Origin of the sequence: Prevotella sp. oral taxon 376 (assembly GCF_003043945.1) — a bacterium.
In the GTDB taxonomy this organism is placed as follows: Bacteria; Bacteroidota; Bacteroidia; order Bacteroidales; family Bacteroidaceae; genus Prevotella.
Map to the genome: position 1 here is coordinate 1,573,217 of NZ_PYXG01000001.1, position 24,838 is coordinate 1,598,054.

Annotated in this window: 24 protein-coding genes, 1 other RNA gene and 1 pseudogene; 14 read left to right on the forward strand and 12 right to left on the reverse strand. The window is 49.5% G+C overall.

Annotation, left to right across the window (positions count from 1 at the left end):
* Positions 1–133: 133 nt before the first annotated feature.
* A complete protein-coding gene (locus C7120_RS06805) occupies positions 134–868 on the reverse strand; it encodes an HdeD family acid-resistance protein (protein WP_107620896.1) in 735 nt (244 codons plus the stop codon).
* 89 nt (positions 869–957) lie between these two features.
* On the opposite strand from C7120_RS06805, the gene C7120_RS06810 reads away from it, so the two are divergent.
* On the forward strand, positions 958–1,464 hold the full coding sequence (locus tag C7120_RS06810) for a histidine phosphatase family protein (protein WP_107620897.1): 507 nt from the start codon (positions 958–960) through the stop codon (positions 1,462–1,464).
* A 175-nt stretch (positions 1,465–1,639) separates the two neighbouring features.
* Here C7120_RS06810 and C7120_RS06815 read toward each other — a convergent pair whose 3' ends face one another.
* Positions 1,640–2,692 (reverse strand): hypothetical protein, encoded by a 1,053-nt coding sequence (locus tag C7120_RS06815; RefSeq protein WP_107621427.1) that lies wholly within the window; start codon positions 2,690–2,692, stop codon positions 1,640–1,642.
* Positions 2,693–2,876: 184 nt separating this feature from the next.
* Between C7120_RS06815 and C7120_RS06820 the strand changes: the two genes are divergently transcribed.
* Positions 2,877–4,442 carry a capsule assembly Wzi family protein gene (locus C7120_RS06820; protein ID WP_107620898.1) on the forward strand — a complete coding sequence of 522 codons (1,566 nt, stop codon included), beginning with the start codon at positions 2,877–2,879 and terminating at the stop codon, positions 4,440–4,442.
* 3 nt (positions 4,443–4,445) lie between these two features.
* Positions 4,446–4,904, forward strand: coding sequence for a lipocalin-like domain-containing protein (locus C7120_RS06825; RefSeq protein WP_233247037.1), 459 nt, complete (start codon positions 4,446–4,448; stop codon positions 4,902–4,904).
* Positions 4,905–4,944: 40 nt separating this feature from the next.
* Here C7120_RS06825 and C7120_RS06830 read toward each other — a convergent pair whose 3' ends face one another.
* The 10 genes from C7120_RS06830 to C7120_RS06875 all read right to left on the reverse strand — a co-directional run bounded on the left by C7120_RS06830 (position 4,945) and on the right by C7120_RS06875 (position 16,720).
* Positions 4,945–5,538 (reverse strand): sugar transferase, encoded by a 594-nt coding sequence (locus tag C7120_RS06830; RefSeq protein WP_233247078.1) that lies wholly within the window; start codon positions 5,536–5,538, stop codon positions 4,945–4,947.
* Positions 5,539–5,699: 161 nt separating this feature from the next.
* Complete coding sequence (locus C7120_RS06835) at positions 5,700–6,455, reverse strand: glycosyltransferase family 2 protein (protein WP_107620901.1); 756 nt, start codon at positions 6,453–6,455, stop codon at positions 5,700–5,702.
* A gap of 542 nt (positions 6,456–6,997) precedes the next feature.
* Positions 6,998–7,900, reverse strand: a complete 903-nt coding sequence (locus C7120_RS06840; RefSeq protein WP_107620902.1) for a glycosyltransferase family 2 protein — start codon at positions 7,898–7,900, stop codon at positions 6,998–7,000.
* Position 7,901: 1 nt separating this feature from the next.
* The gene (locus tag C7120_RS06845; RefSeq protein ID WP_107620903.1) at positions 7,902–9,008 is read right to left on the reverse strand and encodes a glycosyltransferase family 4 protein; all 1,107 of its coding nucleotides are present in this window, start codon (positions 9,006–9,008) and stop codon (positions 7,902–7,904) included.
* 1 nt (position 9,009) lies between these two features.
* On the reverse strand, positions 9,010–10,212 hold the full coding sequence (locus tag C7120_RS06850) for an O-antigen ligase (protein WP_107620904.1): 1,203 nt from the start codon (positions 10,210–10,212) through the stop codon (positions 9,010–9,012).
* 12 nt (positions 10,213–10,224) lie between these two features.
* Positions 10,225–10,977: a glycosyltransferase family 2 protein gene (locus C7120_RS06855; protein ID WP_107620905.1), complete on the reverse strand. Its 753-nt coding sequence runs from the start codon at positions 10,975–10,977 to the stop codon at positions 10,225–10,227.
* A complete protein-coding gene (locus C7120_RS06860) occupies positions 10,978–12,522 on the reverse strand; it encodes a hypothetical protein (RefSeq protein WP_107620906.1) in 1,545 nt (514 codons plus the stop codon).
* 15 nt (positions 12,523–12,537) lie between these two features.
* Positions 12,538–13,575, reverse strand: coding sequence for a chain-length determining protein (locus C7120_RS06865; RefSeq protein ID WP_107620907.1), 1,038 nt, complete (start codon positions 13,573–13,575; stop codon positions 12,538–12,540).
* 34 nt (positions 13,576–13,609) lie between these two features.
* A complete protein-coding gene (locus C7120_RS06870; protein ID WP_107620908.1) occupies positions 13,610–16,102 on the reverse strand; it encodes an SLBB domain-containing protein in 2,493 nt (830 codons plus the stop codon).
* Between the two features lie 6 nt (positions 16,103–16,108).
* Positions 16,109–16,720: a sugar transferase gene (locus tag C7120_RS06875; RefSeq protein WP_107620909.1), complete on the reverse strand. Its 612-nt coding sequence runs from the start codon at positions 16,718–16,720 to the stop codon at positions 16,109–16,111.
* A gap of 845 nt (positions 16,721–17,565) precedes the next feature.
* On the opposite strand from C7120_RS06875, the gene C7120_RS06880 reads away from it, so the two are divergent.
* From C7120_RS06880 to C7120_RS06930, 11 genes and pseudogenes are all read left to right on the forward strand, one after another.
* The gene (locus C7120_RS06880) at positions 17,566–18,096 is read left to right on the forward strand and encodes a methylated-DNA--[protein]-cysteine S-methyltransferase (RefSeq protein WP_107620910.1); all 531 of its coding nucleotides are present in this window, start codon (positions 17,566–17,568) and stop codon (positions 18,094–18,096) included.
* Between the two features lie 67 nt (positions 18,097–18,163).
* Positions 18,164–18,563, forward strand: a transfer-messenger RNA (tmRNA) gene (gene ssrA / locus C7120_RS06885).
* A gap of 343 nt (positions 18,564–18,906) precedes the next feature.
* Positions 18,907–20,193, forward strand: coding sequence for a site-specific integrase (locus tag C7120_RS06890; protein ID WP_018911100.1), 1,287 nt, complete (start codon positions 18,907–18,909; stop codon positions 20,191–20,193).
* Positions 20,194–20,198: 5 nt separating this feature from the next.
* Positions 20,199–20,666: a DUF1896 domain-containing protein gene (locus C7120_RS06895; RefSeq protein WP_107620911.1), complete on the forward strand. Its 468-nt coding sequence runs from the start codon at positions 20,199–20,201 to the stop codon at positions 20,664–20,666.
* Between the two features lie 139 nt (positions 20,667–20,805).
* A complete protein-coding gene (locus tag C7120_RS06900) occupies positions 20,806–21,156 on the forward strand; it encodes a hypothetical protein (RefSeq protein ID WP_107620912.1) in 351 nt (116 codons plus the stop codon).
* Positions 21,157–21,513: 357 nt separating this feature from the next.
* Positions 21,514–21,945 carry a hypothetical protein gene (locus C7120_RS06905; protein ID WP_107620913.1) on the forward strand — a complete coding sequence of 144 codons (432 nt, stop codon included), beginning with the start codon at positions 21,514–21,516 and terminating at the stop codon, positions 21,943–21,945.
* A gap of 6 nt (positions 21,946–21,951) precedes the next feature.
* The gene (locus tag C7120_RS06910; protein ID WP_004374604.1) at positions 21,952–22,368 is read left to right on the forward strand and encodes a PcfK-like family protein; all 417 of its coding nucleotides are present in this window, start codon (positions 21,952–21,954) and stop codon (positions 22,366–22,368) included.
* Positions 22,369–22,376: 8 nt separating this feature from the next.
* Positions 22,377–22,850 (forward strand): annotated as a pseudogene (locus C7120_RS06915) (antirestriction protein ArdA); the annotation flags it as partial.
* A 17-nt stretch (positions 22,851–22,867) separates the two neighbouring features.
* Positions 22,868–24,139, forward strand: a complete 1,272-nt coding sequence (locus C7120_RS06920; protein WP_107620914.1) for a PcfJ domain-containing protein — start codon at positions 22,868–22,870, stop codon at positions 24,137–24,139.
* A gap of 22 nt (positions 24,140–24,161) precedes the next feature.
* The gene (locus tag C7120_RS06925; RefSeq protein WP_107620915.1) at positions 24,162–24,416 is read left to right on the forward strand and encodes a hypothetical protein; all 255 of its coding nucleotides are present in this window, start codon (positions 24,162–24,164) and stop codon (positions 24,414–24,416) included.
* A gap of 4 nt (positions 24,417–24,420) precedes the next feature.
* Positions 24,421–24,639 (forward strand): hypothetical protein, encoded by a 219-nt coding sequence (locus C7120_RS06930; RefSeq protein WP_107620916.1) that lies wholly within the window; start codon positions 24,421–24,423, stop codon positions 24,637–24,639.
* Positions 24,640–24,838 lie beyond the last annotated feature (199 nt).

Below are 24,838 nucleotides of genomic sequence, written 5' to 3' on the forward strand. Positions count from 1 at the left end.
AACGCCCCGTAATCGATTTTCGTTTCTCACCTTCACCGGACGAAGGCGAATATCGGTAAGGCGGGAAACCGCAGATGAATATTTATTCACTTACGATTTCTCACAAGGTCTCTGAAAAGCCTTTTTGCCGCCGTTATTCCATCGGCTGGGTGGGAGTATGCGTGTAATAGGGGTTCTCCGCTTTCGGGGTCGGTGCGCTCCCGGCTTCCGGCTCCTCGGCCGCGGCAGCCCCGGCCTGCTCCTGCGCCCGGGCATTCTCCGCCTCCTCGGCAGCCTTGCGGCTGGCTTCCTGCGCCTTGGCATACTTGCGCTGCTCGTTGTGGATCTTCACTGCGTTCGTGCATTCCACCACGCCATACAGCAGCATGCACCATCCGATGACGAAGAGCGGGTCGGCCTGGATGGCCGCCGGATATACGATGGCCACGATGCTGACCAGCAGGATGACGGAGGGCATCACCCAGAAGAACCATCCCACATGGCCTGTCCGGGACGCCGAGGCCAGGCTTACGAACTGGCTGACGGCTCCGATGACCAGCATCAGCGACAGGACATACACCAGTCCTGTTACGAAGTTGCTCGGCATCAGGGCGAAAATGGCGCCCAGCACCAGGCTGCCGGTGCCCGCCAGCGGAAACGAGGGCTTCGCCCCGGCTGTCGGGTTGCCCTCCTCATCGCAGGCCTCTGCCTCCGGGGCATGCTTCCTGGCACTGTAGTAGGTGGCCAGCGAGATGACTCCCGAGAGGAAAAACAATACTCCGATGGCTATGGTGAGCCATGTAACCATCTGCTCACGATACTCTATGAGCAGTACGCCCACGATCATCGCGCACAGCGCGCGAAAGACAGAACTCTGTAGAAACTTCATAGTCTGATGATTTTATATCGCAAAAATACAAACAAAAAGCCAGAAATGCAATAATTTTCGTATTTTTGTGCCTGAAAGACTTGTTGCCTATGACGAAACTATATCTTGTCCGCCACGGTGAGACCGAGGACAATGCCCGCCAGATTATGCAGGGCCAAACACAGGGATGCCTCAACGCCCGGGGCGTCCGGCAGGCCGAGGAGCTGCGAGACAGGATGCTGCACGAGCCGATCGACGCCTTCGTCGCAAGCGACCTGCGGCGCTCCGTGGAGACCTGTGAGATCATTGCCGGGCCTCATCGGAAGGAGGTGGTGCAGACCCCGCTGCTGCGGGAAAGAGACTGGGGCGACTTCACGGGGCGCTATATTCCCGACCTTCAGGACGAGGAGTGGCCCGACAACATCGAGTCGCTCGAGAGGATGGGAGCCCGGGCTCGCAACTTCCTGACCTGGCTGAAGGTGGCCTATCCCGGGCAGACCGTGCTCGCCGTGGGCCACGGCATCATCAACAAGGCCGTGCAAAGTGTCTACTTCAACCAGCCGATGAGCAAAATCCGGAAGATGGCGAACGCCGAGGTCAGGGTGCTCATACTATAGGCGAGAGGGACCTTCCTCACGGAAGATCCCTCTGTTAATAACTCTCTGATTTTGCTATCCTTCCAATCTATTTACAAAAACTAAAAACCTATTAAACACTTACCTATTATAAACATCATTATTAATTGTCCTTACCTGTATAACTTGTTTTTTAAAGCCATATAACTTGTTTCCCTCATCTGTGCCCGTTGCCGAAGCTGCCTCCGCCGCGACTGGTTCCGCCGGAACGAGTTGCTCCGCCGAAGCTGCCTCCCGAGCGTCCTCCTCCGAAGCCTCCACCACCGAAGTTGCCGTCCATGCGGCTGCCGCCGTAGCTGCGTGAGGGAGCTCCCATGGAACGGGAGGGTGCCGACGGGCGTGAGTTTTCATTGCCGGGCGAGAAAGAGCGGGCGGGGGTGTCGCTGCTCTCGCCGAAAGAGCGGAATCCCGAACCCATCCTTGGTGCCGTGGAACGAGTGGAGCTGCGCATGCCGCTGCCGTAGTCTCTTCCGAAGGCGTCCCCTCTGCCCGGGCTTGTCCAGCTGCCGTCGCGGCGCCCGCCGAATGTGCGGGGCGCGTCGGTAGTTTGTCCCGTGCCGCGCACAGACATTCCGATGCCATCACGGCGTCCGCCGAATGTGCGGTTGCCGTTGCCCGGCGATGGGGTGAATTCCCTCTGGGTGCGCGTCCTGCCGAACTCCGTGATGCGGGTTCCGTTTCCGAAGTCGCCGCGGTCGAAGCCGTCGCGCATGCCCACCCGGCGTATTCCGTTAGGATGCGGCCTGCCGTATTGCCTGCCGTAATACCAACTGCATCCGCCATTGTGAGCCCAACTGTGTCCGCCGTAATAGACTTCGATGAAGCGGGGCCGCCCGAAGTAGAAGTAGTCGCGGTGAGGATAGCGTGCATAGATGCTGAAGTGCCATACTCCCGCGTCCCAATAGAGCGGGCGGTAGAAGTAGCGTGCGGCACAGTAGGTCTGGTATTGCCAGTCGAGCAAGATATAGCTCAGGTCGAGGTTGCGCTGTCTCCAGTATATGCCGTAGAGGTCGTTATAGTCGTTGATACGCATCAGATAGTCGAGGTTTATCTCGTAGGCTGCCTCATACTGATCGTCGGTCAGGTTCAGTTCGTAGGCCATCTTGTCCGTAAGAAACAAGGCCTGCTCACGAGCCTGCTCGTAGCTCATAGCGCTGGCGGATGCCGCGAGCGTGAGAAGAGCTGTAAGGGCTAATATGAACTTTTTCATAATCGTATCTTTTAAAACCGTTGTCTCTTGTCTTATCTGATGCAAAGAAACAAAGATTTCTTCATCCGCAGAAAGGATTTTCCCTACTTGGGCGGGGATTTTCCCTAAACCTTTAGTAATATATCCGAGATTTCTTCGTTAAGTTGTATATATAATAATAAGGTGTAAAGATATTAAGGCGTTTATGAAAAAGTATACCCTGATGTTTGTCCTGATGCTTGCCTCCCTGTCTGCGAACGCTCAATATGCGTGGCAGGAAGGGCTGGAGGCCGGCAAGCTGGATTTAGGTCATGACCTGCGTTACGATGTCGAGCTGCAGGGGTCGCTCTCCAAGGATAAGACCCCGCTATGGCTCAACGCCAACAAGTATGGCCTCTCGTCATTGGACAAGAGCAACGGATATGTGCGCGGAAGCGTGGTGCGCCCGCTGGCCACCGATTCCGCCCGCCGGTGGGGCATAGGCTATGGGCTGGACATAGCGGCAGCCTACGGCTACACGAGCGTGCCCGTGGTGCAGCAGGCCTTTGTGGAAGCCCGCTGGCTGCACGGCGTGCTCTCCGTGGGAAGCAAGCAGTATCTCATGCAGCTGAGGAACAATGGCCTGAGCAGCGGTGCCCAGACCCTGGGCATCAACGCCCGGCCCGTGCCGCAGGTGCGGCTCGCCCTGCCGGAATACTGGGTTCTCCCCGTTCTTGGCGGTTGGCTCCGCATGAAAGGCCATGTGTCGTTCGGCAAGATGACCGACGACAACTGGCAGCACGACTTTACCCGCAGGCAGTCGCGCTATGCTGACGATGTGCTGTATCACAGCAAGTCCGGCTATCTGATGATTGGCAATCCGGAGCGGTTCTTCCCGTGGTCTGTCGAGATGGGGCTGGAGATGGCCACTCTCTTCGGCGGCGTATCGTATATCCCGCAGAGAGACGGAACCTATAAGGAGATGCGCAACGGCAGGGGCATCCGCGACTTCTGGAATGCCTTCTGGCCCGGAGGCTCGGATGTGGGGGAGACCACCTATCAGAATGTGGAGGGCGACCAGCTGGGCAGCTGGCTGCTCCGCGTGAACTATGATGCCGACACATGGCGTATGGGGCTCTATGCCGACAAGTTTTTCGAAGACCATTCCTCGATGCTGCAGTTGGACTACGACGGCTATGGCAGCGGCGACAACTGGAACAGTAAGGAGCGGCACCGCTATCTGCTCTATGACTTCAAGGACTGGATGCTGGGCGCGGAGCTGAACTTCAAGTACAACAACTGGTTGCGGAATGTAGTCGTGGAATACCTTTACACGAAGTATCAGAGCGGTCCCATCTACCATGATCATTCGCAGACGATTCCCGACCATATAGGAGGAACGGACAATTACTACAATCACTACATCTATCCGGGATGGTCGCATTGGGGGCAGGTGATGGGAAATCCGCTCTACCGTTCTCCGCTTTACAACGAGGACGGTGTAATCGAGGTGCGAGACAATCGGTTCGTGGCTTTCCACTTGGGAATAAACGGCAATCCCACGGAGAACCTGGACTATCGCCTCTTGGCCACTTATCAGGAGGGATGGGGCACTTACGACAGTCCTTATACCCGGAAGCATCATAATGTGAGCTTCATGATAGAGGCTGCCTATCGATTCAAGCACAACTGGAAGATCAAGGGGGCGTATGGCATGGACTTCGGGCATATCCTCGGCAGTAATCACGGAATCCAATTCACGATATCCAAATCAGGAATACTAAATTTATAGAAGATGAGTCATCACATGATCAAGGGCGGCTTCGCCGCTTCCTGCTTGTTGGTTTTCATATTGTCATTCACCGCCTGCGACCTGGAGACGAGCGGCAACGGCAAGCTCGATGGGTTCTGGCACCTGGAATCCATCGATACCATCAACGGAGGATTTAACGACTTGTCGCAGAGGCGATTGTTTTGGGCATTCCAGGCAAAACTGCTGGAACTGACAGATAGGGACGGCCTTCATCCTCAATGCCTGATGCGCTTTGAGCAGGGAGGCGGCGTGCTGAAGCTCTCAGACCCTTACCTCTATGATCGTGAGGGCGGGGAGGGAGACCACCCGTTGACGGGGCCCGACTATCTCGTTCCTTTCGGGGTGAATGGCGTGAGTGAGAACTTCACGATTGAAAAACTCACGGGCAGCAAGATGATTCTTAACAGCGGAAAGCTGCGACTGTACTTCACGAAGTTCTAAGGGCGTACTTCTGCAAGGTGCTTCCACAGGGAAAGAAGGATTAGAAAATCTTTCCGAAGACTATGTTGATGAATGTTTTGGTGAGAATCTTTGCATCAAACCACCACGAACGATGCTCAAGATAATAGAGATCGAGGTCAAGTCGGCGTAGCATCTTCTCCATTGTGTCAGTGTAACCATTGTAAAGCGTAGCGTAAGAGGTTACCCCTGGGCGTATCTGATAGAGATAGGTGTAGCGCTTGTCGTACTTCAAAATCTGGTCAATATAGTATTTCCGCTCGGGGCGCGGACCGACAAATGCCATGTCGCCTTTCATTACATTCCATAGCTGAGGCAATTCGTCGAGGTGATGATTACGGAGGAGGCGGCCTATGCGAGTCATTCGCGTATCGTTTTCATGTCCATAGAGCTGTGGACCATTTGCCTCCGCATCGATTCTCATTGTACGGAACTTACAGATGATGAACGGCTTCCCGAACCTTCCGATGCGCTCTTGCCTGAAGATGGCCGGGCCTCCATCTTCGTGTTTGACCAATATGTAGCAAACAAGAAATAATGGTGAAAAGACTATCATGCATACTATTGATACGAACAGATCAAGCAATCGCTTGGTGCTCCGTTCAAATTTATTCATGCCATCAGTTATATAACGAGGGCTGCTTACATCATCGTTGAGCCTTGCATGACTGTGATTGGCGCGTGCCTTTTCAGTTAATATGATAGTTTCCATTATATATAATAACGCCGACAATCGATATTTATTATACAAAAAATAAAACGAAGAAATAAATGTCGCTATATTTTGCTCTTTTCCCAGCCTCTGACGGCATAACAGGCATAATAATATATCGACTTAAGAAATGGGAGATGTTCCTGCTTGCGGTAGATGTTCCATTGCCACGGAAGTATCAGCAACTTGAATGAAGACACAGACTTGCTCCTCGTTCGATACAGGGCTTCCACGCTGCCGGTGTTCTTTGCCATATATCCTTTCTTGAGTATAAGCAGCCAGAAGGCGTAATCTTCGTGAGGGATATCAGGCATATACTCCGTCCCAACCCTGTTTCTGTCGTACATTCCAGTGAGATTACCGATGTAATTGCTGTGAAGCATGTCTCGATAATTAACTAGCATGGGAGCCCGGACTATACGATTGTTCCGCTTTCCGCTTTCGTCTATCTTCTCGTAGTTCGAGAAAACGATTGCTACTTTACTGTCATTGAACAGTGAGAGTTGTCTTTCCAGCTTCGTCGGAAGCCAACAGTCGTCGCTGTCAAGGAAAGCTATATATCGACCATTGGCATGCCTAATACCGAAATTTCGTGGTGCCGAGGGCATCCCCAAATGGCGGTCGTTGCTCATAACGCTTATCCGTGGGTCGATGGTCTCATATTTTTTTGCTGTCAAAAGCGAGTTGTCGGTTGAATCATCATCAACGACAATGAGTTCCCATTGTCTGTATGTCTGCGCCAAGACACTCTCGATGGCCTCTCCAACGAAGGTTTCTGAATTGTGCATCGGCATTATTATGGAAACTAATAAATCCTGCATATGTGGGCGAATTACGGTGTTGTTTGTCTCTTTATGTTGTTTGGGCAAGCTTATATGTTGTCGTACAGCGAAGGTTCGAATAATATTTGGCTGTAAATAGATTTTAGTATTGGCCACCGCTTGTAGTAGTCAAGGCGGCGGTTTATATTGTATAACCATGTAGCATTTTCATTTAATGTCATGCCTTCGATGTGTATTGGCTCGAAAGGGTCATCGAACCGGGCGTTGAGATCTTCGTATTTGTTCCAGTTGATATATGAAGGGTCGTCTGCAATCTCTTTGTTATTTCGTAGGCAGAAGCCATTGCCCACATTCTGTTACAGAGTCCTCCAGTAGGGATGAGTGTTGTCTTCATAACTACTTAATGTATGAGGTCAGTCGACAATACCCGCTATTGATTCATGCTGAAAGTCTACAAGGGCACTCGGCAAGGGGTGTGTCTCGATAAAGGGTAAATGTTGTTGCATGGGCAATACAGATGAATTGTTATTTATATAACTCGATTTTGGCGGTGTTATTGCATGTGAGCATGAGAGAAAACATCAGATTATGCGGTAATAGAGAGATGGCGCCAGAATGTTTAGCATTCGCGCCATGAAAACGAGGACATAGCGTATGGGGAAAAAGCAATGCATGTAATAGAGAATGTCCTGCGTGCAGTGTGGGGGCGAGAAGAAGTAATGGTATCGTTGACGGATTGTCATCTTCAACAACCTCTGACGCTCTTCGTCAAGGGTTAAATGATCATTGTCGCAGCGTCCGCATATCTCAGCGGTCGTAACAACAGGCATTTCCTTTCTGCAAGTCTCAACTCCATAAGCCCAGTCTGCACATCTGTGGCAGTAATGTTCATCTATTATGCCGATATGATTGTATACATTCCGACTTACAAGAAGTATGTTGCCATTGGTCAGCTGACAAGGTTGCGGGACACCTATGGGCTTTAGCAGTCGACTTCGGCCTAATATACGAGACTTATATATGCCGCCTCCATAGGTTATTTCTGTGCCGTCAAGGCTGCTTACAATTCCCGCATAGAGGCCTGGCTGACCGTAGTGGTTGCGGACATAAGCGTCAGCCTGAAGCAAGAAATCAAAGCATTCGGGTAATAAAAAAGTGTCGTCGTTGAGCAACAAGAAGAAGTCGAAGGGTGCATTATATGACAGTGCCGCCTGCCAAGCCTGTCTCATGCCGCCTGCCCAGTAGCTATTGCCATCGGTGCAGATTATGTTTATATGCCTGTCTGCAAATGTCGTACTTACGGTTTCGGCAGTTCCGTCAGTACATCCGTCGTTGGTTAGGAATACATTTAAGTCTATATGCGGGGTAGAAATGGAATTGTAATGATCGAGGGAAACGAAAAGCGACTGCAACGAGCGCAATGTCTTGCTGCGTCGGTTATGGCAGGTAAGCAGAGCGGCTATACGGTAATGTTTGTCTTCCATTTTATTTTTTCCTTTCTTTTCGTGTGCTTGCAGCGGGCAGACTACTGAATAATTCGTTGAGCTTGCTAATGGTTTTCTCCTCAGAAAAGGCCAACCTGCAATAATCGTAAGCCCTGCTTGCCAATTTCTCTCTTGTCTTCTTGTTGTGCAGCGACATTAATCCTTTTATTATTTCATCAGCATTTGCTGGTTCAATTACTACGCCCGACACTCCATTTTCTATCGTCTCGATGTTACCACCGACATTAGTTACCACCGTGGCACATCTCATTGCGACAGCCTCAAGCAGTGCCATGGAATGGTTCTCGTTGAGGGTTGGAAACAGGAAGATGTCGGTGTCGCGGAACAACTCATACACATTGTTGCGCGAGCCGAGGATGAAAAGTCTCCCGTCCTTTATATCATCGGCGCATTCTCTTCTATATTTTTCTACAAATTCGCCGTCGCCTATGATGACGAAGACGAAGTCTGGCGAATGCATTTTATGCAATGCTTCGATAACATAGCGATGCCCTTTCCTCTCAGTGACTCTTCCTACGATGCTGACTATTATTTTCTCGGGAGGTATATGCAGCATGGAGCGCAGTTTACCAGGCAAAATGCTTTCGTAATCTACGGTCGGGAAGGAGTTGTATATCGTTCCTATGTTGGCATTCTTTCTTGCGAAGCGTAGGCATTTTGCAGTTTTCTGTTCAGCTTGGCATACCGTATAGACCTTGTCGGCCAAGCATACCTCAATAGGTTCAATGATGTATTTCAGGAAGATTTGGCGCAACGAGTTGCCTTTAATGTCCCATGAAGAGCCGTGAACGACAAGTATCGTGCTCCTGACATTTGATATCCATGCCGCCAAAGTCATCAGGAAGCCAACATATTCGAGGCCTCTTATATAGGCAATGTCGGCTTTTTCTGCGTTTATACGCTTTATATAGTAGCGCAAGAATTTGATAGCTTTCAGTGGATGATAATGCAATGTGGCGGCTTTATTATTTATGCTGATGACCTTGAATTCATATTTTTTGGCCAAGGCAGAACGCATTAGGTTTGCTGCTACCGTTTTCGGGCCGCCTTCAGGATAATCATAGTCAATGAGTAAGATCTTCTTCATATTATGGGTTTGGTTTCGTTTCAGTTGTCAAATCTTGCGAATCGATGTAGTAAGTCTCACTGTGAGCAGCCACGAGCATGAAGAAAGAGATGAGCCAAACGGCATTATAGAACACGAAGAAGAAGCCGTCAAGCATATAGATGAGGCCGAAGGTGAAGAATACAAAATACATCTTGTCATGGTTCTTGCGGTATCTATGCCACTGTTTCGATGTGAAAATGCCTAAAAGAGCAATGTAAAGACAGAATCCGGGGATGCCAAGATTGACAAAACTTTCGGTAAATGAGTTATGGGATATTTGTCTCGTTGACGATATTGATTGGAAGTTTCCCGCACCAAGACCTAACGGGAGGTTCTCCAGACCAATTTGTATGGCTTCTCTGGCAAGGTCGGCACGCGGGTCATCGCCTACTTCCACCTCTGCTCTTTGCTTCAGAAGACTGTCGTTGTAAATGTTTGCAATCTGCCCAGCAGCCGCTATGATGACAGCAAGGAGCACTGCGGCGAATGTGATTTTGCGTTTTGCGGGCAGCCCCTTGATATACCTTATATATATAAGCATGGCATATAACGGAATCTGAACTATCAGAATCTGGCGCGAGGCGGTGAGAAGCGACACGCCGAAAGAGGCTGGAAGCATGAGCCAGAACACCACTATCCAGAACTTTTTAATGTGCTTTTTTTGGCAAATCTCGCTCAGTGTGTAGGCAAGAAATGACACATAGAATGTGTAATAAGCCAGTGTGTTGGCATTGAGATTGTCGTCGTTAAGTCTGTCGGAATCACTTACCATTACAGAAAGTATGTGTTTGCTGGCATACAGCCAGGCACTCAGGTAGAGGAGGACGAATGCAAAGTAGAGGTAGGGCACATTCCGCTTCTCCCGTGCAAGGACAGATACGACATAGGTAACGAGGAAACAGCCCAGCAGAGCATGCAGTTCTGTGGCCGCCATGTCCTTGTCGTCGGCCCAAAGGAATGATATGCAGTCCCAGGCAAACAATGCGTAGAGTATCTTCTCATATGTATTGAGGCGGAAACCGCGGTTCTTCAGCGTACAGAAGACAAAGGACAAGGGTAGGGCAATGTATAGTCCGAACTTGTTAGAAGTGTCGGAATAAAGCGTCGCAATGGCAGCCACCCACATAAGGACTATGCCTATGCAGGAATATATACCGCCTTGTATATACCTCAACTTTTCCATTGGCTTGATAACTTATATAATGTTGGCCAGCATTAGGAAATATTTTTTCAGCGAGAGCATCGTTTTGCTCGTCCTTATTCCTAAGCTTTTGCACGAGTATAATATCTCATTCAGCCCTTCAGCGTATGCTTCTTCATCTTTTGTGCTCACTCCTCCGATGGCCATTGTAACGAGATCGGTATGTAAGTATTTGGTCTTTATCTTATATTTATGACAGAACCGGGCTATTAAGTCGAAGTCGCCGGCAATCTTATAGTTATCGTTGTACGCCCCATAGCTCTGTAATAGAGACCTGCGGACATAGAAGGTCGGGTGGGCGGGAGCAAATCCGAACCTGAGCAAAAACGGTCGGAACATTCGCCCAGACTGGTAATAAATTTGTTTCTCAGGACTGTCTTTTCCTACGATGTGTATGTCTCCGTACACGGCATCATAGTCTTTTGAAAAAGCATTGACTATTGTCTCGACTGCAGAAGCCGTTGTAAACCAGTCGTCAGAGTTAAGGAAGCCTAGCACATCACCGTCACAGTGGGCGAAACCTTTGTTCATTGCGTCGTAGATTCCTTTGTCCTGTTCTGACAACCAATGAAGCTTACCGTTGAAAGCTTCCGTATACGACTTAATGATGTCTTGCGTTCCGTCGGTTGAATTGCCGTCGATAATCCAATAGTCAATGTCCTGATAGGTCTGCCGCAAGACCGACTCAATGGCCCTGGGCAATGTTTTGTAACTGTTATATGTAACTGTGATGATTGATACTTTCATTTATTTGTCGTTCCGTAAGCGGTTTTTATAATAGCGGATGATACTGAGGCTTCGTTTCTTTTCTTGCTTGTTGAGCAATATTAGATATGTCAGCGGCAGTGCTATGCACAAGTCTACCAGGCAGACGGCGGCCAGCCTCAAGAAGGTTGGCGTGTATGAGACTTTCACGAGCAAAGGGATAATGGGCAGAAATATCGTTATGCAGAGGCAAGGCAGCAGCACTTCTGCGACATATCTTTTGCCATTGAACTTAAAGACCCGGTGGGTAAATACCAGGCATACTATTTGAAGCAGTATGGAAAAGAGAATCGTAATGACAAACGAGCTTACTGCCGTGAAGCCTAAATGAAGGAATACATAGCACATAGGTATCAGGCATAGGTTCACGATACTGCTCGCTATTTCGTATTTCTTTACCTTGCCCGTGGCAAGAGTTACTTGTGTGCAGGGGGTATTGAGCGTGCAAACAAGTGTGTCTATGATCATAAGTACAGAGAAAATATTTGCTTGATAGGGCATATTGACGCCAAGCCACAGATTCAAGACATAGTCCATCTCCAGACATAATGGTGTCGCGATGATTAAAACCAGTGCATAGCAGATCTTTGACTCCGTGAACATCAGGCCTTCAACCCGTTGTCTGTCGTCGGTAGCGACGGAGTTTACAATCTGTGGGGCAAATGCCACCGTAATACTTGTCGAGAAGTTCTGTATCGCGCTGCTAACTTGTGCGGCTATGCCACGCGCAGCGTTGACCATGGTGCCAAAGAAGTTGTTGAGCAAGAGGTTTACTCCCTGTCCCTTGAGCATGAAAGCGAATGTCCCAACGAGGTTCCATCCTGTGAACGAAAGGAGCGACCTCATCAGGGAGCGGTCAATTTTTCTTGATAAGTGGAGAAACTTCCAGTTATACTTGGTGTATGCTGCGTAGAGCAGGAGGTCGGTTGCCGATATGCACAATAGTAGCAGAGCATAGGTTGAAAGACGATCGAAAGGCAGGTGCTCAAGCGATAATGTAGCCGCCAGCTTGAGCATGATGTCGGCTATGCTGACGAATGAATAGAACCCCATACGCTCTTGAGAGAGCATAAGTCCGCTACAAGGAGACTGTAAAATAAGCAATACCAGTGATATTGCCGATGCATGAAATACTGTCAGGGCGACATTGAACCGTTCGGGAGGAATTACCAGATAATGGTCTATATACCATAAGCCAAACGACTCGAGAAACATGAATGTGGCGGCGGCAATGATGAGATGTATCACACAGCCGGTCGAGAAGACTCTCTGCAAGCCTTTCTCGTTTTCCCTTGAACCGGTATAGTTGTAGTAGCGCTGCATCGTTGCAGACAGCGTAACATTAAAGAAACCGAACAGAGTAACGAGCCCCGCCATGATGATATATGTACCGTAATCGCTTACACCCAGAGCCCTTAGGAGCACCCTTGATATGTAGAGGTTGACAATAAGCACGAAGAACATCCTTACATAAAGGTAGATGGTATTCTTTGCAATCCTCTTGTTATTGCTTTGATATGGCGGCATATCGGGATATCGGGTTTATATTATCAGGTCTTTTGTAACCGTAAAGCTGGTGATGAACAGTGCCAGAAACATCATGCCGCCGACGAATATCATACGCTTGGGGCCTGCCGGATTTATAGGTACTGACGCCGACTTCACCACGGTGAATACAGGAGTGTCGGCAAGAACCTCTGCCTCAGCTGTCTGAAGCTGTTGTATCATAGCCTTGTAAGCGTTGTATTTCAACTGCATGTCGTTCTCAAGGTCTTCCTGTTTCGACTTATAGCTTTCCAATATGATGTCCATGTTGGAGTCAGCATAGCTTCCATAGAGGCGGCGCGACTTCTCATAGTCAGCCTTGGCCTTGACAGCCAAATTCCTATAGTATTCCATGTCGTGGCGTGCTTTGCTTGTTCTATAGCGCGTAATGAACTCTTGCAGCTTGGCCATAGTGGAGTCCGCCATCGTAGCAGCTACTAACGGATCCTGATCTTGGACCTCGATTGAGACAAGGCTTGTCTTCTTGTCTACCTTGAACATTATCTTTCCTTGAATAGCCTTGAAGATATCGTCCTGATCCTTGGTAAGGTTGAAGGGGTCGAGCTTCCCTTTTTCATTGTCAGGACTCTTCCTTTCGAAGAGCTTCTTTATGAAAGCCAGCGGAACGGTAAGCGGATTGCTCTTCTGATAATGTTGAAGATAACTGAAGTAGGTAGTATTCACCTTCTGGTCTTTAGTTCTCACTTTACATCCTACGAGGTTAACTATAAAGCCGTTCGACTTCATCAACTCCGGATAAAGCTCTGGCGAGATGGCGTCTGAAAGCATTGTATTGTTGATGTCGAGACCCATTGATGAGGCCAGGCTTGTCAGCCCCCCTGACGACAACATGGAGCGTCCTATCTCTGGTGCCAGCTCTACCGTGCACTTGTAATATCGCGGTTGGGGCAATATATAGAAGCATGACAGCACGAATGTGATTACCAATACCTTCAAGATGAACCGCTTTTTCTTGTACAGTCGTTTGCAAACGGCCTTGATGTCAATCGTCTCTCCTTTATTGTCGTTTTCCATTTCTTGCTTGTTTCTGTGGTTGGTAGCTCTTGGTTTATTTGCTCAGGTTGGCGATTGTGGCGATCATCGTGGCGATGGAGGCTACACTTGTACCGATACCGAGCCACTGGCTGACGAGGCTCCCGTCGCGCTTGGGTTTGCTGGGAACTACGATCTCGCAGCCAGGGCGCACCTTGGCATTGTGCCCTACGCGAGCCACTTTCCCGTTCATATAGATGATAAAGGTGCGGCCCTTCTTTGCCCTGTTGCCCCAGCCGCCGGCCTCGTCGATGTAGTAGGCCGCCCTCCGGCCTTTCTCGAAGGCCACGGTATTTGGATACATCACATTGCCACTGATCTTCACCGTGCCGTTGTATTCCGGTATGACGAGGCGGTCGCCCTCACACAGCACGAGGTCTGCATCGCCTCCGGGATTCTCAAGTGCCTTGTCGAGTTCAATGCCCACGGGATAGGTATCGCTCAATTGGAGCAGGGCGGCATTCAGCGAGTCGCGGTTTCCTCCGGTCTGAGCCTGCAAGAGTCTTGTGAGTGTCTCTATCTTCGCGCGGTCTCCGGGGGTGGTGCGCCTGAGGATGCGGGCCCCTTGCACATACGCCAGGTCGGTAACGCCGCCGGCTTTTCTCACGATATCGCTTAGTCGTTCGTTCTTCTTGTTTAAGGTATAGGTGCCCGCAAACATGGCTTGTCCTTCCACATACACATTCTTTTGGGAGGAGAACGCCGGGCTCTTGCGCACATACACTTCGTCGAACGGCATCAGGGTGAAGCCCGGTTGACCGTCGACCACGAATCCCTCTTTCAGCGAGAGAGTGAAAGTCTCTGATATGATGCTGTCGGTGGTGAGGGCTTTCGGGTTGTTCACGCGGCGCGACACATCCACCTTGACCGTTGAGGCCTGGTCTTTCAGGCCTCCGGCCTGCAGCACGAAGTCCTCGATGGTCTCGTTGTCGGCATATTGATAGACTCCCGGATATTGCACCTCGCCATGTATGGTAATGGTGCGCTGGGTCTGGAGTTCCGGCTTGGTGGGGATAAAGAGTATATCGTTCTCTCGCAGCGGGATGTCGGCCACGGTGCCGTTCATGATGCCGGCAATGTCTACGCTGATAACCTCGAGCGACCGATCGCTTTTCATGCGGTGCATGACGGCACGGTTGGTGAAAGCCTCCTCGGTGAGTCCTTCGGCGTGAGTTACCAGGCCGCGGATGCTGCTGATCTCGCCCCCGAGCTGATACAGGCCCGGTCGGAAAACGGCTCCTTTCACCTCCACGGTATTGGCATAGCGCGGGAGAATGGAGTCTATGCTCACAGAATCTCCGTCGGCAACGCGGAAAGAGTTCATGTCGAACTCCTCGACATTGAACACGGCATATTCGCGCCCGGTCTTGCGGACGAGCCTTACAGACTTGGTATAGGCGTCTCCGGTGAATCCGCCGGAGTATTTGAGCAGCGTTCCCACGCTCTCGCTCTTCCTCATTTCATAATACATAGGGCGTTTCACCTTGCCCGTAATGTTCACCAGGCAGTCGTAGGGGCCGACATAGATGACATCGTTATCGGCAAGGCGGATGTTGCCGGAAAGCTTCCCGTTGAGAATATAGTCGTACACATCGACAGAGGTAACGAGCTTATTGCCGCGATATACCTTTATGTTGCGCAGCGTGCCGAGGTCGTTGGTGCCCCCGGCCATGTAGAGGGCGTGGAAGACCGACGAGAAAGCCGAGAGGGTGTAGGTGCCCGGAGCCTTCACCTCGCCGTATACATTTACCATGATCGTCTTGGTCTGTCCCACCGTGAGGCGCACTTTTGAACTGCTGTAGCGGGCGCCGAGCGTGGAATGAAGCCGCGCGTTGGCCTGCGCGACGGTAAGCCCGCTCACCCGAACGGGGCCATAGTCTGGTATCGTAACATCGCCATCGGGAGACACGGTGGCCTGGATTGACTTCTGCGAGGCTCCATATACATCGATGATGACGGCGTCGCCCGGCCCCAGGCGATAGTTCTGTGGCGTGGCAATATTCATGTTCGGCTCGAAGGAGAGGTTTTTCTTGTTGAAGATATCACGGCCGAACACTTTCGGTCCTTTGGCTCTCTCTGCCTCCGTTTCGATGGAGTCGCCCAGCAGGTGGATCGTCTCCTGCCGGATCGTCATGTATTCTTCGTCGTTCTCGTCGTAGCTGTGCTGATAGCCGGAGCCGGGACTCAAGCGATAGTTGGAGAGTTGGCCCTCCTTCTTTTCGCCGTTGTTCTTGCGCGAACGGTCGTCTGCCTTGTCGATGGTCTCGTCCGCTACGGTGCCCAGACCTTGGTTGTTAATCTGTCGTTCATACTTTTTTCTCACCCTGCGAATCTGGGAGATGTCCACGCCGTTCTGCATCAGCTTGGTTACAATCTGCGCGTTCGAGGTTCCGGATTTATGCTCTTTTGCGACAAAGCGCATCACTTGCTCGTCTGTCATTGACGACTGGGCGCTCATGCCCAGCGGGATGAGAGACAGGAACAAGGCGTAAAGAATGATTTTTTTCATATCTTATTAGAATTTCTTTCCAGTGATGATGTTGAAGGCGGTCCTCGCGGTAATCTTGAAGTCCAGCCAAAGCGAGCGGCGCTCGAGATAGCCGAGATCCATGTGCAGGCGCGTGAGCATCTTCTCCATGGTGTCGGTATAGCCGTTGTAGAGGGTGGCTTCCGAGGTCAGGCCGGGCTTCATGCGGTAGACTTGGCGATAGTTTTCGTCCACGGCCATGATGCGGTCGGCGAAGTATTTTCTTTCGGGCCTGGGCCCTACAATCGACATGTCGCCCCGGAGCACATTCCAGAGCTGGGGCAGTTCGTCGAGATGATGGCAGCGGAGCAACCGCTCCAGGCGGGTGCAATTGGAGTCGTCGCAGGTGGGAACCAGCTGCGGCCCGTCTTCCTCGATGGTGCCGGACATGGTGCGGAACTTGTAGATGGTGAAGCTCTTGCCGCCCTTTCCCACGCGCTCCTGCCGGAAGATGATGGGCCCGTTGCCCTGAAGCCGGAGCCGGATGGCGATGAAGAGGAGGAGGGGAGACAGGAGGATGAGCGCGGCGAGGGATCCGACGATGTCGGCCGCCCTTTTCACTGCCAGTTGTGTAGTCCCCATTCCGTCTTGTACAGCCATGCTTACCTGATCGTTTTTAATAATAACTCTTTTTTTAAAGAATTGTTGCAAAGATAAGCAATAAATTCCGAAAAAATGTCAAATTCCGGTCTGTGGATGCGTTTTTTTTCCTTTTACATGGAAGAAGGGGTTGTTTTTCGAGCGCCCGGGGAGAGAGCTTTGTTTACGGTATAAAGGAGGGAACGCGGTCCTTTGGAGGCTTGAAATATAAAATAAAATGACAATCTTTCCGGCGTTTGGCCACTTTGGGAAATCTCGCGGATGGCCGTTGGGAGGGGTGGGAAAAGCCGCTTTTTTGCCCGATGGATGCGGGTCGGAATGCAAAAGGTTGCTTTCTGTCCTCCTTTTAGCCGTCTTTTGCCTTGTCGGCAGCGGCCTTTTGGCTTCCTTTCAGCCGTCTTTCGCAAGCCTTTTGGCCGCTTTTGGTCGTGATTTTCGGTGTGTAAACGGCTGCCCGCAAAACGAGCGGGCGCCTAACGGACTGATTGTCAGGCGGATGGTGTCTCGTGAATTTTCAGCCTTATTTTGCTCCGCGGCGCCCCGATTCCTGAGGATTGGGCGTATTTCGCACCGTGATTCATTGAATAGTAAAATATTTTCATGGTTATTCCTTGCGTGTCCGGCCGATGTGTGAAAGCGTGTATTCCGCTCGCTGAAGGTTGTAGAAAAGTTGGGTTCGGGATTTTGTGATTTCAAATCAAATGTGTAACTTTGCGGACAGGTGAGGCTTTCCGCCCCGACGAGCATCCCCTCCGTCTCCGAGGTGAGTGCCCTGGCGCTCCTGCCGGGCAGCGTCGCGGCGTATCTGCCAAGAATGAGAAAAGAAATCGTCTAACCCCCATCTTATGGATTACATCTCGCGTTATCAGTCGCCATTGGGCGGTATCACGCTGTCGAGCGACGGCCGTTTTCTCACAGGCCTGTGGTTCGACGGGCAGAAGTATTTCGGTTCCACCCTGGGAGCGGACTACGCGGAGCGCGACCTGCCGGTGTTCAGGCAGGCGGCGGAGTGGCTCGACCGGTATTTCGAGGGCCGGCAGCCCCATCTCCGGCCGCCGCTGCGCCTGAGGGGAACGGAGTTTCAGCGTGAGGTGTGGAACCTTCTGCTCGCCATTCCCCGCGGACAGACCGCGACCTACGCCGCCATCGCCCGCCGCGTCGCCGACGGGCACGGCCTGCCCCGAATGTCGGCACAGGCCGTGGGCGGGGCGGTAGGCCGCAATCCCCTCAGCCTCATCGTCCCCTGCCATCGGGTGGTGGGCTCCGACGGCAGCCTCACCGGCTATGCCGGCGGCCTCGACCGCAAGCGTGCGCTCCTGGAGCTGGAGGGGGTGGACATGGCCGCCCTCTCGGGCATGAAAATGCGGGAAAAGTGAGATTTTTGGCGAGAAAAGTTGCTGCTTTCCGAAAAAAGAAGTATCTTTGCGGGCGCATATACGCAATGGGCTTGACTGGATTTGACGGCGGGCCGAGATGGTATGTAAGCATGCGGAGCTTCGGTGGCTGGCTCCTAAATATCAGTTATCAACAAATTAATTGGCGAAAACAATTACGCTCTCGCTGCCTGATCGAAGTATAGTAGATAGGCTCAATCCCCCCACAAGGTGAGGGGACGGGACATCGCTCAAGCACTCTTTTCCCGAAATAGCTTGATTCAGCGGTGCCAGATCAGTCGGGGATAGCCCTGTGGAGGCCTCGCTCCGCGGGCGAAGATTCAGGGGATAAGGCGTCGGTTGGTGGTCCAGGTCTTGCCGTCGCACGAAAAACGGAGGCTGGAATAAGCATGTAGAAAGCATATGGTTTCCCCGTGCGGACGAGGGTTCGAATCCCACCAGCTCCACTTTACGTACTCTGAACAAGAGAAAAACAAAAAATGATTAAATCAGATAATCGCCGTAACTTCAACGAGTTACGGCGATTATTCGTTTATATACTTCCCTGCTTGGGAGTACATACAGATACCGCCGAAACGCTCAAAATACTCCCAACTGGCTACAATATGGCTACAGAAAAAATCGACTTTGTAAAATTGTAGCCACTGATACCGTACAGAGTACACACAGATACCGCATACTTCATTGTTATTCAAAGAATTATGTCGAACTTTGCAGCTGTAAAAACAATGTGTAACTCACCCTTAAACGGGTCGAAAGCACGATTTACTTCTGCACTAAAAACTTGTAAGTATGAAGAGTATTTTCAGAACAAGCTTCTATCTGCGAAGCAATTATTTGAACAAAGAAGGAAAAGCATCGGTTATGATGCGTATCCATCTTAATGGAGAAAGAATGGCACTCGGCACAACAGGCGTTAGCGTTGATCCCGAAATGTGGGATAGCACACTGGGTAAAGTACGGGGACGAACCAAGGAGGCTTTGGCTACCAACGCACAACTGACGAGCATCAGCACAGATCTTCAGATGATATTCCAACGATTGGAGTTCTCAGAAGAACTCAGCCTTGAACGCATCAAATCGGAATATCTTGGCAAACGTGAGGATATGGAGACCGTTCTTTCATTGTTTACCAAGTATAATAATGATATGTATGCACAGATTGGCTGTGGAGTTACCAAAGCCAATTACCGCAAGTTTGACATCTGCAAGCGTCACTTCGCCAAGTTCATTCAAGAGAAGTATGCACGCACAGACCTCAATATTATTGAACTTACCCCGATTGTTATTCACGATTTCGATGTCTATCTCAAGACGGTGGTTGGACAGAGCTTTAACACGGCCATCAAGACCTTAAAGACTTTCAAGACGGTTATCATATTTGGTCGAAAGGCTGGAGTGTTTAATCACGACCCATTCCTCAATATCCACTTCAAGACCAAAAGAGTTGATCGTGGCTTTTTGACAGACGAAGAAGTGGATACCATCATGCACAAGGAATTTGCAACGCAGCGATTGGTAAATGTTCGCGACATCTTCTTGTTCTCTTGCTTTACAGGACTTGCTTACGTTGATGTAGCCAACCTTACTCCTGACAATATCATAACAATGGACGGCAAGCAGTGGATCGTAACGGCACGTCAGAAAACTGATACGTTAAGCCATATCCTTCTTCTCGATATTCCTAAGATGATTATCAAGAAGTATGAGGGCAAAGCAAAGAATGGTAGATTGATACCCATTCTCAGCAACCAGCGTATGAACTCTTATTTGAAAGAGATAGCCGATGTTTGCGGTATCAACAAGAACCTGACCTTTCACATGGCCCGGCACACCTTTGCCACGATGATGCTCACCAAGGGTGTTCCAGTAGAATCAGTGTCCAAGATGTTAGGACACACAAGCATAACTACAACTCAGCTTTATGCCCGCATAACGAACAAGAAGATTGAGAATGATATGCTTGCCGTATCCAAGAAATTGGATAAGTTCGACTTCGCAAGTGCTCCGCCTGCAAAGGCGACCAAGCGACGTTATACCAAAAAGAGTGATACACCTATTATAATAACAAATCATTAAGACTTATGGCAACAACAAAGAAAGAGCTTTCTTACTTCCGTTTGAAGTTAGAGAACTACCTCAGTGAGCATTTCCCCGAAATGCTGAGTGACAAACCATTCATAACGGCAAGAGCCGACGAAGCACTTATCTCCTACTGCGATGCCGTGGCGCAAGGTTTCTCCTATCCCGAAGCAGAGAGTATAGCAAGCGAAGTGTTGCATCGAGGACTGCATTTTTCAAAGTATGATACGCTTGTGTCTGTCTTGGAGAATGAGTTTGAGAAAGAATTGCCCTCCCCACTCTCCGAAAGACTGTCCCCGATACTTTTGAAGAACAAGACTGTGCAAAGCGTTTTCGACAAGTATGAGCTGTCAGATGACTTCAGCGCAAGTCCCGAGTATGAGAAACTCTACACCGAACTGACTGGTACAATCGTGCTGCTCATCGAGGTCAATGGTCTGCCGACGATAGGCGGTGAGAATATGACTTGACACTTCACTATCGGGGGCTTTTGTAGTGTCAAGAGCCAAGATAAACGCTCCACTCCACACGTCAAGAGTTTTGCAAACACTTGTCTTTGTGTAGTCTGCGCATCTTGTTATCGCTCTTGAAACTACAAAAGCCCCGATTATGAATAATACAATCATCATGAATCAAGACATTCACACACCTGCCTTCATCAAGGCAGACGCATCGAGCAAAACCAATAAGAACAGGCAGCCGCCGACTTCTCCCAAGCAAGTCCGCCGCTTCGGTTGGACACGCTTCATCGAACTCTCCGTTCTGCTTTTCATCGTTATCGGTGCAGTTTACCTTATCTCGAAGATGGTTACACCACAAGTCGTAACCGCCGTTTCGGTTATTCTCAGCTTCCTGATACTACGCTTCATTGTCAGAGTTATTCTGCAAGTAACCTTTACAATCCTGCGTTGGCTGTTCTGGCTTGCCGTCATCTTGGCAATCCTGCTCTGTGTACTCTGAGCGCACAAGGAATGATATTCTTCGATTCATTCTTCTTTATGGGTGGTTATCTCTTGAGGTAGCCACCCTTTTTCGTTTTCCATACAAGGCGTTGCACTTTCGCTTCTCACGTCCACATATTCCACTTTGATGTGCCATAAGTCGGTGCTGATTTCTTTTTATTCGCAAAGGTAGTAAGGGGCTACGGCTTGCACAAGGTCAGTGCCTTTGGTTTGCACGGAAAATCTCCACACCTACATTTCATTTCGGGTAGTATTTTCCTGCAAAACCTTGTGCCGGCTGCGCCCCCTACCTTCTTATTGCTACAAAAAGGAATCAGCATACTCCGATCTTTGGACGCATAAAAAAAATGTCATTATGGAACAGCAGAAAGTAAATATCACATCTTCGATGAAGAAAAAAGGATATAGCTCCTCCTCTCATTACCGCATAAGTTCGGTGGTTGATGAAAGTGAGCGTTTGGTGGCGACTAAGTTTGTGCAGTGGGACGTTGAGCCGTTGGACAGACTGAGTGGCAGTAAGGTGTATCTCCTACGTTTGAAACTCAATCGTGGGGAGCGAATGAGCCGTGAGGAAAAGAATTGGCTTGCCGAAGCAGTGAACACCAACACCTATTTCCGCACAGCTGTTCCCCTAATGGGTTATCGGTTTGACTTTATGGACGTATTGAAGAAGTATTTGGTCAATCAATACGGACATTGGTCAGAGTATTATGCACCCGACCGCACCAGCCTAAAAAGTTTCCTTTGCGGACAGATAAACCAAATAGTAGAAATTCCCAAACATTAAACGACTATGAAAGGAACAGAACATTTTACGAGAGCAATAGCCGAGTATCTCAATCAGCGTGCAGCGACAGACCCTTTGTTTGCTCCCAACTTGATGAAGCCTAACAAGAGCATCGAGGAGTGTGTAACTTACATCTTGAACCAAGTACAGGCGAGTGGGTGCAATGGCTTTGAGGACGATGAAATCTATTCAATGGCAGTCCACTACTATGACGAGGACGAAATCGAGGTGGGTAAGGCTATCACTTGCAGAGTGGCAGTAAACCATATTGTGGAACTCACAGAGGAGGAGAAAGCTGAAGCACGGCAGGAAGCCATCAAGCAGTACCAACGTGAGGAACTTGCCAAGATACAGAGCCGTAACGCAAAACCTCAAAAAAAAGAAACGGCAGAGGTGGCACAACCTTCATTGTTTGACTTCTAAAAAGGAATAACGAAGGCTCACTAAAAGGCAAGTGGATAGACCTTTCTGAGTGTTTCGACCAAGACGAGTTTATGGAGGTATGCCACGAACTTCACCAAGACGAGGATGAACCCGAATTGATGTTCCAAGATTGGGAGAACATTCCCGAAGCATTTATTGACGAAGGGCATTTGGATAGCAACTTCTTTGAACTGAGGGACGAGTTGGAGAATTTGGACGGTATGAATGTGAGTGCCTTTTGGATATGGGTAGAGAATACTGGCAAGGATTTAACCGAGTCCGTCTATTATCTAATGAGACAATTCAATTCCGCTTTTGTAGGCAGATATGTGAACAAAGAAGAGTTTGCAAGGGAAATAGTAAGTATGGAACACGAACTATCCGAGTTTGCAGAACGATATTTCGATTATGACAAGTATGCGGACGAACTCTTTGACGAGGGGTATTGGTTTGAGAGTGGATATGTATTCCGTGACGAGTAAAACAAGGAGGACAGAAAATGAAACCAAGAAATAAATTTCAGAAGCAAGTGGCGGAGTTGGCTATCCAACTCCCCACCATTACCAACAAGCAAAGTCAGTGGGCATATACGCACCTTTTTGAGCATATTGCCAAGCGCAACACGAAAGGCGAACACACTTGTTTGGAGTGTGGACACCAATGGACGGACACACAGCACAAAGGCAAGACCGCCATTTGCCCCCATTGCGAAGCGAAACTCACCATACATACAGAACGGCAGAGGGTATTCAAGGATATTGCATACTATTGCATACTTACCGCTTTCAAAGGCTACCAAGTGATACGTTACTTCTATATGGAGGTGTACCGCAAGCAAGGGCAACCGATAAGACGATTTTGTTCGGAGGTGGTTGAGCGTTGGATTGCTCCCGACGGCAAAAGCGCAGTGTTGGCACGACTTCGCCCGATGAGTTGTTGGTATGATACGTGGCAGTTTGGCAGTGATTTGGAAATCCGCCCCGACAAGCCTTTGTACGACACACTTCCACACGGCATTTACCCACGTTATGGAGTGATGAAGGACATTAGGCGCAACGGATTTAAGGGAGCGTTCCACGACCTTACCCCCTTTGAGTTGTTCCATTCCATTCTTACGGATAACAAGGCGGAAACCTTATTGAAGTCTGGACAATTCTCCCTACTTCGCCACTTTATTAGGGACAGATATGCCAAGATTGACAAGTATTGGGCATCTATCCGCATTTGTTTGCGCAACGGCTACCAAGTAGAGGACGGCAATTTGTGGTGTGATATGATTGATACACTTGCGACACTCGACAAGGACACACGTAGTCCAAAGTATGTTTGCCCCAACGACCTAAGAGCAGCGCACGACCATTACCAAGCCAAGCGCAGAGCAATGAAAGAACGTGAGAATATTATCAAGAAGCGCAAGGAAGCGAAGGAAGCCGAACAAGCATACAGGCAACTCAAAGCAAAATTCTTTGGCATAGAGTTTACTGACGGAATTATCCGCATCCACGTTTTGGAGAGTGTGCAGGAGCATTTAGAGGAAGGCACGGCAATGCACCATTGCGTATATGACGCACACTATTACAGCAAACCGCAGTCGCTTATCTTCTCTGCAACAAAGGACGGAGAGCGCATCGAGACCATCGAGGTATCATTGGAAACGATGAAAGTGGTGCAAAGTCGTGGAGTATGTAACAAGAACACCGAGTACCACGAGCAGATACTCGCCTTGATGCAGAAGAATATGAGAATGATAGCGCAGAGAGCAACCGCATAACAACCCCATTAAACAAAGGAATATGAAAGCACAGATAGAAGGCATTATTCGTAGTTGGGCAGATGAGATACCCAACATCATCGTGAGAGTTATCAATGCCATAAGCATAGCCGAGAACAAGGAGGAGTTGCAGACCGCACTCCTCCAAATCTCCCAAGAAACGGAACTTGACAAGTTCTTTGCCTATGGTTACGGGGCACACCATTTTTGGCTTACTCACCGCAGATTATCGAATGGCGAGCCGATGGAACACAGATTACTCATTGCTGAATTTTGAAGATATGGAAAGGAAAGTTTACAGAGTACGCACCCAATACATCTTTGAAGGTGTGTTTGAGGTTGCAGCCACAGACCGAGAGGAAGCCGAGCGCAAAATCCTTGAAGATTGTGGAATGGTGATGGGCAGAGGAGTACACAGCACCCTGCCCGATGAACAAATCAATTGGGCTTTTGATACCCACCCCGAAGAACGGATAATTGAAACAACCGAAAAGCCCTAACACAATGAGCCACGCAACCTCAAAATTGCGTGGCTTCTTTTCTTTTTCTTTGAACGAGCAGGCGACCAAAGAAAAGAAGCAAAAGAAAGTCGCGATGCATAATACTCTCTGCAACTCAACTCTTGCTTGAAATTCAATTGGTCAGGACTCAATGGCTTGCCTTAACCATTATGAAAAATCTTTTTCATAATACTTCAAA

What these genes read in the sequence shown, in the direction of transcription:
- C7120_RS06805 (WP_107620896.1), bottom strand. Translation starts at nt 868, where the DNA reads ATGAAGTTTCTACAGAGTTCTGTCTTTCGCGCGCTGTGCGCGATGATC.
- C7120_RS06810 (WP_107620897.1), top strand. Translation starts at nt 958, where the DNA reads ATGACGAAACTATATCTTGTCCGCCACGGTGAGACCGAGGACAATGCC.
- C7120_RS06815 (WP_107621427.1), bottom strand. Translation starts at nt 2,692, where the DNA reads ATGAAAAAGTTCATATTAGCCCTTACAGCTCTTCTCACGCTCGCGGCA.
- C7120_RS06820 (WP_107620898.1), top strand. Translation starts at nt 2,877, where the DNA reads ATGAAAAAGTATACCCTGATGTTTGTCCTGATGCTTGCCTCCCTGTCT.
- C7120_RS06825 (WP_233247037.1), top strand. Translation starts at nt 4,446, where the DNA reads ATGAGTCATCACATGATCAAGGGCGGCTTCGCCGCTTCCTGCTTGTTG.
- C7120_RS06830 (WP_233247078.1), bottom strand. Translation starts at nt 5,538, where the DNA reads ATGAATAAATTTGAACGGAGCACCAAGCGATTGCTTGATCTGTTCGTA.
- C7120_RS06835 (WP_107620901.1), bottom strand. Translation starts at nt 6,455, where the DNA reads ATGCAGGATTTATTAGTTTCCATAATAATGCCGATGCACAATTCAGAA.
- C7120_RS06840 (WP_107620902.1), bottom strand. Translation starts at nt 7,900, where the DNA reads ATGGAAGACAAACATTACCGTATAGCCGCTCTGCTTACCTGCCATAAC.
- C7120_RS06845 (WP_107620903.1), bottom strand. Translation starts at nt 9,008, where the DNA reads ATGAAGAAGATCTTACTCATTGACTATGATTATCCTGAAGGCGGCCCG.
- C7120_RS06850 (WP_107620904.1), bottom strand. Translation starts at nt 10,212, where the DNA reads ATGGAAAAGTTGAGGTATATACAAGGCGGTATATATTCCTGCATAGGC.
- C7120_RS06855 (WP_107620905.1), bottom strand. Translation starts at nt 10,977, where the DNA reads ATGAAAGTATCAATCATCACAGTTACATATAACAGTTACAAAACATTG.
- C7120_RS06860 (WP_107620906.1), bottom strand. Translation starts at nt 12,522, where the DNA reads ATGCCGCCATATCAAAGCAATAACAAGAGGATTGCAAAGAATACCATC.
- C7120_RS06865 (WP_107620907.1), bottom strand. Translation starts at nt 13,575, where the DNA reads ATGGAAAACGACAATAAAGGAGAGACGATTGACATCAAGGCCGTTTGC.
- C7120_RS06870 (WP_107620908.1), bottom strand. Translation starts at nt 16,102, where the DNA reads ATGAAAAAAATCATTCTTTACGCCTTGTTCCTGTCTCTCATCCCGCTG.
- C7120_RS06875 (WP_107620909.1), bottom strand. Translation starts at nt 16,720, where the DNA reads ATGGCTGTACAAGACGGAATGGGGACTACACAACTGGCAGTGAAAAGG.
- C7120_RS06880 (WP_107620910.1), top strand. Translation starts at nt 17,566, where the DNA reads ATGGATTACATCTCGCGTTATCAGTCGCCATTGGGCGGTATCACGCTG.
- C7120_RS06890 (WP_018911100.1), top strand. Translation starts at nt 18,907, where the DNA reads ATGAAGAGTATTTTCAGAACAAGCTTCTATCTGCGAAGCAATTATTTG.
- C7120_RS06895 (WP_107620911.1), top strand. Translation starts at nt 20,199, where the DNA reads ATGGCAACAACAAAGAAAGAGCTTTCTTACTTCCGTTTGAAGTTAGAG.
- C7120_RS06900 (WP_107620912.1), top strand. Translation starts at nt 20,806, where the DNA reads ATGAATAATACAATCATCATGAATCAAGACATTCACACACCTGCCTTC.
- C7120_RS06905 (WP_107620913.1), top strand. Translation starts at nt 21,514, where the DNA reads ATGGAACAGCAGAAAGTAAATATCACATCTTCGATGAAGAAAAAAGGA.
- C7120_RS06910 (WP_004374604.1), top strand. Translation starts at nt 21,952, where the DNA reads ATGAAAGGAACAGAACATTTTACGAGAGCAATAGCCGAGTATCTCAAT.
- C7120_RS06920 (WP_107620914.1), top strand. Translation starts at nt 22,868, where the DNA reads ATGAAACCAAGAAATAAATTTCAGAAGCAAGTGGCGGAGTTGGCTATC.
- C7120_RS06925 (WP_107620915.1), top strand. Translation starts at nt 24,162, where the DNA reads ATGAAAGCACAGATAGAAGGCATTATTCGTAGTTGGGCAGATGAGATA.
- C7120_RS06930 (WP_107620916.1), top strand. Translation starts at nt 24,421, where the DNA reads ATGGAAAGGAAAGTTTACAGAGTACGCACCCAATACATCTTTGAAGGT.